The sequence below is a fragment of the Phreatobacter sp. GW821-FHT04C01 genome, from assembly GCF_059420385.1.
On sequence record NZ_JBWKTP010000003.1, the window covers coordinates 531,389 to 545,101 of the forward strand.

Consider the following 13,713-nt stretch of genomic DNA (forward strand, 5'->3'; position numbering starts at 1 on the left):
CTTCCTCCCGAATCCGATCCGAGGAGGAGTTGTGTATCACGCCGGGCGAGACAGGCGATGACGGGATCGCCGGCGGTTCACTGCGGCCTGAAGCGCGACGACGAGTGCTGATGGGCGATCTTCCATTGGCCGTCCCGCCGCACCATCACGAAGCTGTAGCGGCCGGGGATCGAGATCGATCGCCCGTCGGGCAAGGTGGCGGAATATTCGTCATAGCCGGTGAGCAGCATCGTCTCGTCGGACAGCTGCTGGACGGTCGCATCGCCGAGACGGACCTGGGCCCGGGCCATGAGCGGGGCGGTGAGGTAGGTCCGCAAGGCTGCCTCGCCGACGATCAGGGTCGAGCTGACCAGCCCGTGAACCGTCGCGTCCGGCAGGTAGAGCGGTGCCACGGCATTGATGTCGCTCGAATTGAAGGCGGCTGCCCAACGTTGCAGGGTCGCGGAGGCTTCCTCTTTCGGACCGGCCGCGGCATTTCCGAGGGGCAGGCCGAGAAATGCACTGGCTACGAAAGACAAAGCCCATCTCGACGGCATTCTCTGCTTCCATTCTTGAATGTGAATTGAGGCTTCTGAAGGTTGTGTAGTGCTGAGTTGGCGTGGTCAAATTGGTGGTACAATAATACGAATTGAAATCTTTCGAGAATGTTGCCTTTTGCGTCAAACTGCGTCCATATCCCTTGGTTGCGCGAATTCCAGCGCGATGTTCCTCGATATTGTTGAGGAGGCTTCAGCTTTGAACGGTTTTTCTCAAGTATTGTTCTAGGTAAAGTTGCAACCGCCGATGGCGCGCTCGCGCGGCGAGGGCCCGGCCCGGGCCGCCCTGGCGTCCGACCCGAGGGGGCTTCAAGCGCTTCTTCGGCTGGTCGGGAGCCGGTGGATGACCGGCGCTGGCCGGACCGCGTTTCGGCCGGCGCCCTTGGCGGCATAGAGCGCCATGTCGGCGGCTTCGATCAGTGTGCTTCGGTCCGGCGTCGCCGGGCTCGGATAGACGGTCGCGCAGCCGATGCTGACGGTCACCACGTTGCGCGGCGGATTACCGCGATGGGCGAGCCCAAGGTCCTGAATGGCCAGGCGCGCCCGCTCCCCGATGCGCGCGCAGCCCGCCGGATCGGTCTTGGGCATGAGCAGGGCGAATTCCTCGCCGCCGTAGCGGGCGGCGATGTCGGCGGGGCGGCACGCCACCAGGGCGATTGCCGCCGCCACCCGGCGCAGGCATTCGTCCCCGGACTGGTGGCCGTAGCCGTCGTTGAATTTCTTGAAATGATCGACGTCGATCAAGAGCAGGGACACCGGCTCCCCCTCGCGCTGGCATCGGAGCCATTCTGTCTCGAAGGCCTCGTCGAAGCAGCGCCGGTTGGCGATGCCGGTCAGGCCGTCGCGGGTCGCGAGCATGGCGAGCTGCGTTTCCAGCTCCTTGCGCTCGGTCATGTCGCGCGATACCGCGACCACGCCGTCGATCTCGCCGGTTTCGGGGTCGCGGGTGACGTTGAGCGAAGACTCCACCCAGATCTCGCCCTTCGTGCGGTGCCGCGTGCGGTAGGTCAATTTGGCTTCGGCGCGTTCGCCGCGCCTGAGCGCCTCGACGGTCGCGTCGACCGTCGGCTTGTCCTCGGGGTTGATGCCGCTGAGCGCCTGGGTTCCCGTCAGCTCGGCGGCGCTCCAGCCGACCACCCGCGACGCCGACGGCGAAACATAGATCAGGCGCCCGTCGAGGCCGATGCGCGAGACCAGGTCGCTGGAGGCCTCCGCGAGCAGGCGAAAATCGGCCTCGCGCGCTTCGACGACATGGGCCATGCGCTGCCGCTCGAACATCTGGCGCACCAGGAACAGGCCGAGCATGGCGATCAGCAGCGTCAGGCCGGAGACGAAGCTCATGCGGCCGATGGCGGCGCCGCGCCACTCCGCCAGGACGTCGTCGCGTCCCTTGGAGGCGAGCAGGATCAGCGGAAACCGGTCGCTGCGCCGATAGGCGCTCAGCCGCTCGATACCGTCGAGCCCGGAGGTGAATGCCAATGTGCCCGAGGCCGCGCGACGGGCCTGGGCGATCACCGGCGAGGTCGAGATATCGCGGCCGACGAAACTCTCGTCACCGGGGAACCGGGCCATCAGGATGCCGTTGGTGCCGACGAGCACCAGCGATCCGTGCGCGCCGATGGCGAACTGGCCGTAGAATTTCTCGAAATAGGCGACGTCGATGGTCGCCAGCACGACGCCGGCGAAATCCCCCTCGGGCGTCTGGAAGCGCCGGGAGACGGGGATGATCCATTGGCCGCCGGAGCGGCTCATCACCGGCCGGCCGATGAACACGCCGCGATCCGGGGAGGTCCGATGGTGGATGAAATAGTCGCGGTCGCTGTTGTTGAAATTGGCGACATCGACCGGCTCCGAGGTGGCGAGCCAGGCCCCGTCGGCACCGTAGACGAACAGGCCGCGCAGCCGTGGCATGGTCGCCTTGCGCAGATGCAGGAAGCTCTGCAGGCGCGTCAGCGCGGCCGGCGTGGTGCCTTCCGTCTCCAGGCGATGGACGACGCCGACGGCGGCATTGTCGACCAGCTCGATGCTGTCTTCGGCGTGCTGCAGCAGCGAGCGCACCAGATTGGTGGTATCGGTTTCGGCCGATCGGAGATCCTCGTCGCGCGCCGACCATTCACGCAGCGCCCCCATGGCCAGAATGGCGCCGCAGACGAGCACGACGAAGGCGGCGGCGATGCCGGGCAGGTGCCGCTTTATCGACATCGAGACAGGGCGTGACGCAAACAGCATGGGCTGACCATTGCGGCGACGATCCCATGCCGGTGTTAACAAATGGCAAGACGTTCAGTGTCGTTTGGAGCGAGCTTCGTCAGCTGGTGGTGACGATTGCCGCCACGCTGATAGGCCCGATGCGTCTCCGCCGCGGCGGCCCTTAGCGCGGGCGTTCGGCCAGGTCCGGCAGCGTCGTGGCACCGGTGGCCAGGGGCCGCTGCATCAGCACCGTGTCGACCCAGCGGCCGAGCTTGAAGCCGACCGATGTCAAGGTGCCCACCGGCGCGAAGCCCAGCCTGCGGTGCAGCGCGATCGAACCCTGATTGCCGCTGTCGCCGATCACCGCCAGCATCTGCCGCCAGGGGCCGCGCTCGCAGCGCGCGATCAGGTCGGCGAGCAGGCTCGTGCCGATGCCCTGGCCGGCGAGGCCGTCGGCGACATAGACGGAATCCTCGATCGCATGGCGATAGGCCGGGCGAGGCCGATAGGCGGTGGCATAGCTGTAGCCGACGATGCACCCGTCCCGTTCGGCGGCCAGATAGGGCAGACCCGCGCCCAGAACCGCGGCCCGGCGCGCCAGCATCTCGTCGACCGAAGGCGGCGTTTCCTCGAAGGTCGCCAGTCCGTGCAGCACGTGGTGCGAATAGATCGCCTGCACCGCCGCCATGTCGTCGGCGGTCGCATCGCGCACCACGATGCCGTGCGCCGCCCGGCTCCCGCCGGCCATCTCCACCTTGCCCATCCAAGCTCCTCCGGCCTTCGCGCCGCTCTGGCTCCGTATCATATCCCGGATGCCCCGCGGACGGCCGGCGGCGATCACCGTGCGGGTCAGCCCGATATCGGCCAGCAGCCGGTCGTCGAGTTCACGCAGCGCCCGCCGCTGCACCAGCCGCGAGTGCGGCGAGGCGACGAGGTAGCGCGAGATCTCCTTCAACAGCGCCAGCGCCGAAATGTCCCGCAAAACCATGACCTGCCAGCCGATCCGAACCCGCGCCGATGCACCGGTCCCCTGGATCTTGTGGCGGCATCATTCATAATGGAAGCTTCTGTAAATTATGCAAAGCATAAGGAAATCTATGAGATGCGCGGCATCAACCTCGATCATCTGCGGGCCTTTGCCGATGTCGTCGAGCTCGGCAGCTTTTCGGCTGCGGCCGAGCGGGCAGGCCTCACCCAGCCCGCCGTCAGCCTGCAGATCCGGCAGCTCGAGAACCGGCTCGGCAGCCGTCTGATCGAGCGGGTCGGCCGGCGTGCGACGCCGACCGCGGCGGGCAGCGAGCTGCTGATCCACATCGCCCAGCTCGACGATGTCGTGGCGGCGATTTTCGACAGCATGGCACGCCACGCTTCCGGTGCCGTCGGTCGGGTCCGGCTGGGCACCGGCGCCACGGCCTGCATCTATTTGCTGCCACCGATCCTGCGCGGCCTGCGCCAGCGGCTGCCGTCGATCGAGATCACGGTCAGCACCGGCAACAGCGCCGACGTGGTCAAAGCGGTCGAGGACAACACGCTGGATATCGGCCTGGTCACCATGCCGGTTTCCGGGCGCATGCTCGAGATCATCCCGGTCATGGACGACGAATTCGTCGCGATCCAGTCGAGCGATGGTCCGGCCTTGCCGGAGCGCGTCAGCGCCGAAGCGCTGTCGGGCCTGCCGCTGCTGCTCTACGAGCCCGGGGCCAATACCCGGCGGATCGCCGATGAATGGTTCGCCCGCGCCAATATCCGCCTCAAGCCGGTGATGTCGCTCGGCAGCGTCGAGGCGATCAAGCAACTGGTGGCGGCCGGGCTCGGCGCCGCCATCCTGCCGTCCATGTCGGTGCCCGAAGCCGGCCGGCCGGCCGGTCTCGTGGTGCGTTCGCTGGCCCCCAGGCTGTCGCGCCAGTTGGTCGTGGTGATCCGGCGCGACAAGCCGCTCGGGCGGGCGCTGAAGGCGATGATCGAGGCGTTGAAGGCGGCCGGATAGGCCGCCGGTTCAGGCCACCTTGGCGTAGCGCGCGCTCGGCGTCCGCATCGTCACCAGCTCTTCCCCGGCGGTCGGATGAACCGCCATGGTCGCGTCGAAATCCGCCTTGGTCGCGCCCATCTTCACCGCGATCCCGGCCATCTGGATCATCTCGCCGGAATCTGCGCCGCAAATATGGACGCCGAGCACCTTGTCGGTCTCGCCGTCGACAACCAGCTTCATCAGGGTGCGGGTGTCGCGGCCGCTCAAGGTGTGCTTCATCGGTTTGAACACGGCGCGGTAAATATCGACGGCATGGCCGCGCGCCCGGGCCTCCTGTTCGGTCAGGCCGACCGTGCCGATCTCCGGCTCGGAGAACACCGCGGTCGGAATGGTCGAATGATCGGCCGACCAGGGCCTGCCGCCGAAGATCGTATCGGCGAAGGCATGGCCCTCGCGGATCGCCACGGGCGTCAGGTTGACCCGGTTGGTGACGTCGCCCACCGCATAGATGGTGGGGACCGACGAGCGGCTGCGGCTGTCGACCTTGACGGCGCCGACCTCGTCGATGGCGACGCCCACGGCCTCGAGGCCCAGGCCCGCCGTGTTCGGCTTGCGGCCGATCGCCGCCAGCACCTGGTCCGCCTCGACGGGCGCATGGCCGTTCTTGAAATGCACGGTCAGGCCGCTCGCCGTCTTGTCGATGCCGGCAAACACGTCGCCCATGACCAGCTTGATGCCCTTTTTGGCATATTCGGCCATCAGGTGGTCGCGCAGATCCTCGTCGAAGCCGCGCAGGATCTTCTCGCCACGATAGACCAGGGTGACCTCGGAGCCGAGGCCGGCGAAGACGCCGGCGAATTCGACCGCGATATAGCCGCCGCCGGCAATGACGATGCGCTTGGGCAGGGCGGCCAGATGGAAGACCTCGTTGGACGAGATCATGTGCTCGCCGCCGCGCAGGGTCGGGTCGGTCGTGGGGTGGGCGCCGGTGGCGACCAGGATATAGCGCGCCGTGACGGTCGAGCCGTCGGCGAGCCTGACGCTGTTGGGGCCGGTCACGACCGCGCGCTGGGGGACGATCTCGACGCCGGCGCGGTCGAGATTGGCCCGATAGGCCGCCTCGAGCCGGTCGATCTCCTTGTCCTTGTTGGCGATCAACGTCGCCCAGTCGAACGTGGCCGGCCCGACGGTCCAGCCATAGCCCCGGGCATCCTCGATATGCTCGTGATATTGCGAGGCATAGACCATGAGCTTCTTGGGCACGCAGCCGCGGATGACGCAGGTGCCGCCGACCCGATATTCCTCGGCCACTTTCACCTTGGCGCCATGGGTCGCCGCGATGCGGGCGGCTCTGACACCGCCCGAACCGGCACCAATGACGAACAGATCGACGTCGTAGGCCATGCCCGCTTCCTCTCGAATTTCGATTGCCAAGATAAGGATTGTCGGCTCGAAGCGACAGGTGACATTGGTCACAGGGCAGATCTGCCGAAATCCGCATTTCCCCTCTATGGCCGGGATGGTCCGGGGCGGCGAAAGTCGGTCAAACGATTTGGGGAGGACATGATGAGCGTCTTGACGCGCCGTGAAGCCGTCGCCTGTACGGCGGCCGCGCTGGCAACCCTCTATGGCGCGCCCGCGCTTGCGCAGACCCTGCCCGAACTGAAGCTGATGGTGCCCGCTGCCCCCGGCGGCGGCTGGGATCAGACCGCGCGGGTGATGCAGGGCGTGCTGACCACCCAGCGCCTGGTCCGCTCGGCGCAGGTCAACAATGTGCCCGGCGCCGGCGGCACGATCGGGCTCGCCCAGTTCATCAACGGTTTCCGCGGCGATCCCTCGGGCCTGATGGTCTCGGGGTTCGTCATGGTCGGCGCCATCTTGATGAACAAGTCGCCGGTGACGCTCGCCGAGGTCACCCCGATCGCCAGGCTGACCGGCGAATGGCAGGCGCTGGTGGTTGCCCAGAATTCACCGATCAAGTCGGTGCAGGACCTGATCAATGCCTTGAAGGCCGACGTCACCAAGGTGAGCTGGGGCGGTGGCTCGGCCGGCGGCGTCGATCACATCACCGCGGCGATGTTTGCCGGTAAGGCCGGGGCCGACGGTTCCAAGGTCAACTATATCGCCCATGCCGGCGGCGGCGAGGCGCTCGCCGCCATCCTGTCGGGCCGCGTGACGGTCGGGGTCAGCGGCGGCAGCGAGTTCGAGCAGCATGTCAAGGGACGACGGCTGCGCTGGCTTGGTTTCACGGCGCCGAAGGGCACGCCCGACCTGCCGGGACCGACGCTCGCCGACCAGGGCTTCGACCTCGAGCTGCAGAACTGGCGCGGCCTGTTCGCCGCCGCCGGCATCAGCGACGAGCAGCGCGCCAATCTCACCAAGCTGGCCAATGAGATGGTCAAGTCCAAGCCCTGGATCGAGCAGATCGCCCAGAAGGGCTGGCAGGACACCTATCTCGACGGCCCTGCCTTCGCGAGTTTCGTCAGCGACGAGATCAAGCGGGTCGACGGCGTGCTGCGCGATCTCGGCCTGGTGAGGGCGTAATGGCGGAGGAAAACCGTGCCGTTGCCGATCGCCCGGTCATGGCCATCGGCGCCGCCCTGCTGGTGGTCGCGGCGATCGTGTTCTGGCAGTCCTGGGGCCTGAGGGCGAGCTTCGGCAACCAGGCGATCGGCCCGCAGATGATGCCGCTCTTGGTCAGCGGCCTGCTGGCCCTGTTCGGTGTCCTGACCATCCGGGAAGGGCTGCGCGGCGCGGCGCCGGCGCGCGACAGCGAGGATTGGTCGGCGATCGCCTGGATCGCCGGTGGGCTCGCGGTGATGATCTGCCTGATCCCGCGGGCGGGTTTCGTGCCGGCAACCGCCATCCTGTTCGCAGCCACCGCGCGGGCCTTCGGTTCGACGCGTTCGCTGGTCGATCTCGCGCTCGGCGCCGTCATCGCCCTGGTGGTCTATCTGTTCTTCGTGCGCGTCCTCGGCCTCTCGCTGCCTTCGGGCTTTTTCGAAACCCTGTTCTGAGCGGCCCCGATGGAAACCCTTTCCGCCCTGATGAACGGCCTGACCATCGCGATCCAGCCGGGCAACCTCCTGTTCGCGCTGGTCGGCGTCACGCTCGGCACCGCGGTCGGCGTGCTGCCCGGCATCGGGCCCGCGATGACGGTGGCGCTGCTTCTGCCGATCACCTTCAAAATGGATCCCGGCGGCTCGCTGATCATGTTCGCCGGCATCTATTACGGCGCCATGTATGGCGGCTCGACCACCTCGATCCTGCTCAATACGCCGGGCGAAAGCGCCTCCATCGTCACCGCCCTGGAGGGCAACAAGATGGCGCGTGCCGGCCGCGGCGGCCCGGCGCTCGCCACCGCCGCGATCGGCTCCTTCGTTGCCGGCACGATCGCCACGGCATTGCTGACCGTGCTGGCGCCGACGCTCGCCGAGCTCGCCATCGCCTTCGGGCCGGAAGACTATTTCGCGCTGATGCTGGTCGCTTTCGTCACGGTATCGGCGACCTTCGGCTCGTCGCGCCTGCGCGGCCTGACATCGCTCGCCGTCGGCCTGACGCTCGGCCTGGTCGGCATCGAAAAGATCACCGGCCAGTCGCGGCTCGACTTCGGCATTCCGGACCTGCTCGACGGCCTGGAGGTGACCACGGTTGCCGTCGCCATGTTCGCGGTCGGCGAGGCCATGGCGGTGGCCGCCGCGCGGGCAAGGGCCGGCGACGAGGTGATCGAGGCGATCAGGGGCTCGCTCTGGATGACCCGGGAGGACTGGCGCCGGTCCTGGGGGCCGTGGCTGCGCGGAACCGCCTTCGGCTTCCCGATCGGGGCGCTGCCGGCCGGCGGCGCGGAAATTCCGACCTTCCTGTCTTATGCCACCGAGAAGCGGATCAGCAAGCGTCCGGAGGAGTTCGGCCACGGCGCCATCGAGGGGGTTGCCGGCCCGGAGGCGGCCAACAACGCCTCCGCCGCCGGCACGCTGGTGCCGCTCCTGACGCTCGGCATCCCGACCTCGGCGACGGCCGCCATCATGCTCGCCGGCTTCCAGCAATATAATCTTCAGCCCGGCCCGCTGCTGTTCGTCACCTCGGCCGACGTGGTCTGGGGCCTGATCGCGTCGCTGTTCATCGCCAATTTCATGCTGATCGTGCTGAACCTGCCGCTGGTCGGCGTCTGGGTCCGGCTCCTGATGATCCCCAGGCCCTGGCTTTATGGCGGCATCCTGGTGTTCGCGACGGTCGGCGTGCTGGCGGCCAAGTCGTCGCTGGTCGAGCTGACGCTGGTTCTGCTGCTCGGCCTGCTCGCCTTCGGCATGCGCCGCTTCGATTACCCGATCGCACCGGTCATTGTCGGCATGATCCTCGGGCCGATGGCCGAAACCCAGCTGCGCCGGGCGCTGCAGATTTCCAACGGCGATGCCACCGTGCTGCTGACCAGCCCGATTTCGGCGACGCTGCTGGTGGTCGCCGTGCTCGCGCTGTTCGGGCCGATGCTCTGGGCAAGGCTCGGCTGGTCGATGAAGTCGGATGAGGACTGAAGCTCGGAAAGCAATGGCGGTCGCGGCCGGCTTGTCGCCCGGCCGCGATCGGTTCAGAGCCGGATGCCGCGCTTCTGGAACTCTTCGCGGAACCGCTGGACGAGGTCGCGGGTCACGACCTGGCTCCACTGCTGCGAGCGGGCGAAGGTCTCTTCCATGATCGACGGCACCGTGCGCACCAGTTTCTGGCCTTCGGCCGACTGGTAGAACGCCTGGATGCGCTTCAGCTCGTCCATGGTGAAGCGCTGGGCATAGGCCACCGAAATCGACTGGATCAGCTCGTTGACGCGCGGCTGGAACTCGGTCTTGAGCAGTTCGCCGACCTCGTTGAACTGGCGCCCGAGATCCGGGTTGGTCGGCAGGAACATCGCCTTGGCCTGTTCGATGAAGGCCGGAATGACGTTTTCGAACGAGGCGGAGGCGCCCGACAGCTCGACCACCTGGCGGGCCAGCGCGATCTGCTCGGGTGCGACCGCGGGGGCGGCCGGCTGCGGCGCGGGAGCGGCCTGGGCCAGCGAGGAACCGGGCCGCTGCGCGGGTGCATTCTGCGCGAAGGCAGCGTAGGGCACGGCCAAAGCAGCGGCAGCCAGCGCGGCGGCGGCGAACGAACGGGCGAGCATCAGAGAAACTCCTCGAGACAGCGAGCGGCCGAAGAATCCCGCGGCGGCGTCAATATCAAACACGTCCTACGACCTCCGCGCCCCCAGGGGAAGCAATGATCGCGAAACTGGCTAGGCCAATGAACAATCCGTGCTCAACGACACCGGGCACGGCGTGGAGGCGGGCCGCAAGCGCGGCCGGATCGAGGATCCGTTCGCAGGCTGCGTCAAGGATCATGTGACCGCCGTCCGTGACGAAAACATGGCCGTCCGGCTTGTTGCGCACAGTCAGGGCGGCCGGGCAGCCGGCGGCGTCGAGCACCTTGGCGATGGCGCGCCGGGTCGCCTCCAGGCCGAACATGTTGACCTCGATCGGCAGGGGGAAGCGGCCGAGGACCGGGACCTGTTTGGAGGCGTCGGCGATGACGATCATGCGTGCCGAGGCGGCCGCCACGATCTTTTCCCGGAGCAGCGCGCCGCCGCCGCCCTTGATCAGGTTGAGCGCCGGGTCGATCTCGTCTGCGCCGTCGATGGTGAGATCCAGCTCCGGCGTCTCGTCGAGCGTGGTCAGCGGCACGTTCAGCCGCTCGGCCTGGGCCCGCGTCACCTCGGAGGTCGGCACGCCGACCACCTTGAGGCCGCCGGCGACCCGCTCGGCGAGCAGATCGACGAAATGCCTGGCGGTCGAGCCGGTGCCGAGCCCGAGCCGCATGCCGTCCTCGACAAAGGACAGCGCCTTGGCGGCGGCATCGCGCTTGAGGGCCTCGGGATCGCTCATGCGAAGGGTTCCAACGTGAAACTGGAGGGCGGATAGCGCGGCCGGGCGACGAGGTCCAGTGCTTTAGGGATTTTTACGGGGGCAGGACAGGCATCGGGGCGGAGATTTTCGCGCACCTCCGCCGGATCCACCCCGCGCGCGACGTCGCCGCCCGATCCGCCATGGCCGGCCTTGCGCCGGCACCACCGTGTCCGGCCTCGCTCGTTAGAAGTCCACGACATCCATGCGCGGCACGGCGCTGGGGCTGATCACCTCGAGATCGGGCTCCGGCAGCGGCTCGCCGCTGTCGCGGAACCGGTTGACGATCGGATAGCGCCGGTCGCGGCCGAAATTGCGCGCGGTCACCTTCACGCCGGGAGCCGCCTGGCGCCGCTTATATTCGGCGATCGCCAGCAGGCGCTCGATCTTCTTGACCGTATCCCGGTCATAACCTTCGGCGACGATCGAGGCGACGGAGGCCTCGCGTTCGACCAGCCGCTCCAGAATGGCGTCGAGCACGTCGTAAGGCGGCAGCGAATCCTGGTCCTTCTGGTTCTCGCGCAGCTCCGCCGAAGGCGGCTTGGTGATGATATTGGCCGGGATCACCTCGCCGCCGGGGCCGAGCGCGCCGGGCGGCTTCCAGCGGTTGCGCAAGGCCGACAGGCGGAACACCTCGGTCTTGTAGATATCCTTGATCGGATTGTAGCCGCCGTTCATGTCGCCATAGATCGTGGCGTAGCCGACCGACATCTCGCTCTTGTTGCCCGTCGTCACCACCATCGCGCCGAACTTGTTGGAGATCGACATCAGGATGGTGCCGCGCGCCCGGCTCTGCAGGTTTTCCTCGGTGATATCGCGATTGCTGCCCTTGAACAGCGGCGCAAGCGACGATTCCAACCCCTCCACCGCACCCGAGATCGGCACCACGTCGTAACGCACGCCGAGGGCGCGGGCGCAGGCGAGGGCGTCCTTCAGCGATTCCTCGGAGGTGAAGATATAAGGCAGCATGACGCAATGGACCCGCTCGGGCCCGAGCGCATCGACCGCCATGGCGGCGCAGATGGCGGAATCGATGCCGCCGGACAGCCCCAGGACGACGCCGGGAAAGCGGTTCTTCTCGACATAGTCGCGCAGGCCCAGCACGCAGGCCTCGTAATCGGCCTCGTCTCCGGTGGCATGGGCATGGACCGGGCCGGAGAAGCTCCAGGTGCCCTGGGCCTTGCGGGCCTCGATGAAGGCGAGCGTCTCGACGAAGGCCGGCAACTGCATGGCCAGCCGATGGTCGGCATTGACCGCCAGCGACGCGCCGTCGAACACCAGTTCGTCCTGGCCGCCGACCTGGTTGATATAGACCATCGGCAGCCCGGTTTCGGTGATGCGGGCGATGATCGCGTTCATGCGCTCGTCATAGACGGTCTCCCGGTAGGGCGAGCCGTTGGGCACGAGGAGGAATTCGGCGCCCGTTTCCGACAGGGTCTCGACCACCTCGGTGCCCCAGATGTCCTCGCAGATGGGAAAGCCGATGCGCACGCCGCGCACGTTGATCGGGCCGGGCAGCGGGCCGGGCGCGAAGACCCGCTTCTCGTCGAACACCGAATAGTTCGGCAGGTCGACCTTGTAGCGCACCGCCTGGATCAGGCCCGCGTCGCAATAGACCGCGGCATTGTAGACCTTGCTGCCATCGGCCCAGGGCGTGGTCACCACCATGGCCGGGCCGCCGTCGGCGGTGTCGCGCGCAAGCGCCTCCACGGCCTGCCGGCAGGCCGCCTGGAAGGCCGGCTTCAGCACCAGGTCCTCGGGCGGATAACCGGACAGGAACAGTTCGGAAAAGACGATGAGGTCGGCTTCGCGGGCCGCGGCGTCGGCGCGGGCGGCGCGGGCCTTGGCGAGATTGCCCGCGACATCGCCCATGACGGGGTTGAGCTGGGCGATCGCGATGCGGAGCGAGGAGGGGGGCTGGGACATGGCCAAGATGTAACGCGCCGCGGGCCGCTTCTCAATGTCGGGCCGGCTTTGCGCCGATGCATGGCTTGGCCGCGGCTCTCCACGACCGGCCGATCTTTCTGAACGAAAAGTAAAGATACAGAAATGCCAAGAGGTTGCCGGGGATTGCTCCTTAACGCGGCAGTAACCTTGATGATTCATGAATGGACGCGTTCGACATCGGCAGCACGAGTCGATGCTGCACGGGGGATGGGTCATGGCGAGGCGTATGAAAACGGCCCTGGGAACGATGGCGCTGGCCTTGGCCGTCAGTGGCGGCGCACAGGCGGCCGACATGCCGCTGCGGGGCTCCCTGCCGAGCTATGAGGTCGCCCCCACGAATGACTGGGGCGGGTTTTATGTCGGCGGTTTCGGCGGCGTCGGCACCATGAACATGAATTTGAACGGCGGTGCTCAGAGCTACGTCACGGACGCGTTGCGCGGTTATGCTTTTGCCGATGGTACGGGACAGGCGTCAACCATCACCAGCCTCATGCACTTGGACCAGGTCAAGCGGTCGCCTACTGTCTTCGGCGGCTTTGTCGGCTATCAGATGCAGTTCGAGGACGCGGTGATCGGTGTCGAAGCCGACTATACCCGCCTCGGAGGCGGCAGCAGGGGCACCAGCACCTTCACTCCGCCTGCTTCGTTGCTCATCAACGGTACCGGATTTGTCGATCGGATCACGCCGACCGTTGGCGCATCCGCCGAATTGCTGGACTACTGGACCCTGCGCGGTCGGGCGGGCTGGGCCTATGGCCGCATCATGCCTTATGCGACGGCCGGCATCGTGCTCGCGCGCGGTTCTGCAGCCTTCGGCTACCAGGCGAGCTGCACGCGCACCATTACCGATCCGACCACCAATCCCTCTCCGATCTGCGTGGGCGGTGTGGCGCCGACGTCGCGCGGCGGATCGAATACGACCGCTTTCGGTTATACCGCCGGTATCGGCGTCGAGGCGCTGATCACCAACAACCTGTTCGTCCGCGCCGAATATCAGATCGTCAATATTCCGAGCATGGCGGGCGTTCCGATCCTGCTCCAGACGGCCCGGGCCGGCATCGGCCTCAAATACTGATCCTGTCCACCGACATGAAAAGGCCCGCGCCGGTCACCCCGCGCGGGCCTTTTTTTTGATCGCGTCGAT

The 13,713-nt window shown here is 67.1% G+C and carries 12 protein-coding genes and 1 pseudogene; 5 read left to right on the top strand and 8 right to left on the bottom strand.

What is annotated here, in order from left to right; genetic code table 11:
- Positions 1–77: 77 nt before the first annotated feature.
- From AC07WJ_RS14210 to AC07WJ_RS14225, 4 genes and pseudogenes are all read right to left on the bottom strand, one after another.
- A complete protein-coding gene (locus tag AC07WJ_RS14210; RefSeq protein WP_494935237.1) occupies positions 78–518 on the bottom strand; it encodes an SgcJ/EcaC family oxidoreductase in 441 nt (146 codons plus the stop codon).
- A 327-nt stretch (positions 519–845) separates the two neighbouring features.
- A complete protein-coding gene (locus AC07WJ_RS14215) occupies positions 846–2,738 on the bottom strand; it encodes a diguanylate cyclase (RefSeq protein ID WP_494935238.1) in 1,893 nt (630 codons plus the stop codon).
- A gap of 169 nt (positions 2,739–2,907) precedes the next feature.
- Complete coding sequence (locus AC07WJ_RS14220) at positions 2,908–3,489, bottom strand: GNAT family N-acetyltransferase (protein ID WP_494935598.1); 582 nt, start codon at positions 3,487–3,489, stop codon at positions 2,908–2,910.
- A 108-nt stretch (positions 3,490–3,597) separates the two neighbouring features.
- A pseudogene (locus AC07WJ_RS14225) lies at positions 3,598–3,714 on the bottom strand (hypothetical protein); the annotation flags it as partial.
- A 114-nt stretch (positions 3,715–3,828) separates the two neighbouring features.
- Here AC07WJ_RS14225 and AC07WJ_RS14230 point away from each other — a divergent pair.
- Positions 3,829–4,713 (top strand): LysR family transcriptional regulator, encoded by an 885-nt coding sequence (locus tag AC07WJ_RS14230; protein WP_494935239.1) that lies wholly within the window; start codon positions 3,829–3,831, stop codon positions 4,711–4,713.
- A 9-nt stretch (positions 4,714–4,722) separates the two neighbouring features.
- Here AC07WJ_RS14230 and gor read toward each other — a convergent pair whose 3' ends face one another.
- Entirely contained in the window at positions 4,723–6,099 is a 1,377-nt protein-coding gene (gene gor, locus AC07WJ_RS14235) for a glutathione-disulfide reductase (RefSeq protein WP_494935240.1), read from the bottom strand.
- Positions 6,100–6,261: 162 nt separating this feature from the next.
- Between gor and AC07WJ_RS14240 the strand changes: the two genes are divergently transcribed.
- Genes AC07WJ_RS14240 through AC07WJ_RS14250 form a run of 3 tightly spaced genes read left to right on the top strand, consistent with a single transcriptional unit; the run spans position 6,262 to position 9,227 of the window.
- A complete protein-coding gene (locus AC07WJ_RS14240; RefSeq protein ID WP_494935241.1) occupies positions 6,262–7,239 on the top strand; it encodes a Bug family tripartite tricarboxylate transporter substrate binding protein in 978 nt (325 codons plus the stop codon).
- On the top strand, positions 7,239–7,712 hold the full coding sequence (locus AC07WJ_RS14245; protein ID WP_494935242.1) for a tripartite tricarboxylate transporter TctB family protein: 474 nt from the start codon (positions 7,239–7,241) through the stop codon (positions 7,710–7,712). The genes AC07WJ_RS14240 and AC07WJ_RS14245 overlap by 1 nt, the downstream gene beginning before the upstream one ends.
- A gap of 9 nt (positions 7,713–7,721) precedes the next feature.
- A complete protein-coding gene (locus AC07WJ_RS14250; RefSeq protein ID WP_494935243.1) occupies positions 7,722–9,227 on the top strand; it encodes a tripartite tricarboxylate transporter permease in 1,506 nt (501 codons plus the stop codon).
- Positions 9,228–9,280: 53 nt separating this feature from the next.
- Here the strand turns inward: AC07WJ_RS14250 and AC07WJ_RS14255 are convergent, their stop codons facing one another.
- From AC07WJ_RS14255 to AC07WJ_RS14265, 3 genes are all read right to left on the bottom strand, one after another.
- Positions 9,281–9,847 (bottom strand): DUF2059 domain-containing protein, encoded by a 567-nt coding sequence (locus AC07WJ_RS14255; protein WP_494935244.1) that lies wholly within the window; start codon positions 9,845–9,847, stop codon positions 9,281–9,283.
- 55 nt (positions 9,848–9,902) lie between these two features.
- Positions 9,903–10,604: a ribose-5-phosphate isomerase RpiA gene (rpiA, locus tag AC07WJ_RS14260; protein ID WP_494935245.1), complete on the bottom strand. Its 702-nt coding sequence runs from the start codon at positions 10,602–10,604 to the stop codon at positions 9,903–9,905.
- Between the two features lie 204 nt (positions 10,605–10,808).
- The gene (locus AC07WJ_RS14265) at positions 10,809–12,548 is read right to left on the bottom strand and encodes an NAD+ synthase (RefSeq protein ID WP_494935246.1); all 1,740 of its coding nucleotides are present in this window, start codon (positions 12,546–12,548) and stop codon (positions 10,809–10,811) included.
- Between the two features lie 178 nt (positions 12,549–12,726).
- Between AC07WJ_RS14265 and AC07WJ_RS14270 the strand changes: the two genes are divergently transcribed.
- Positions 12,727–13,644, top strand: coding sequence for an outer membrane protein (locus tag AC07WJ_RS14270; protein WP_494935247.1), 918 nt, complete (start codon positions 12,727–12,729; stop codon positions 13,642–13,644).
- Positions 13,645–13,713: the final 69 nt, after the last annotated feature.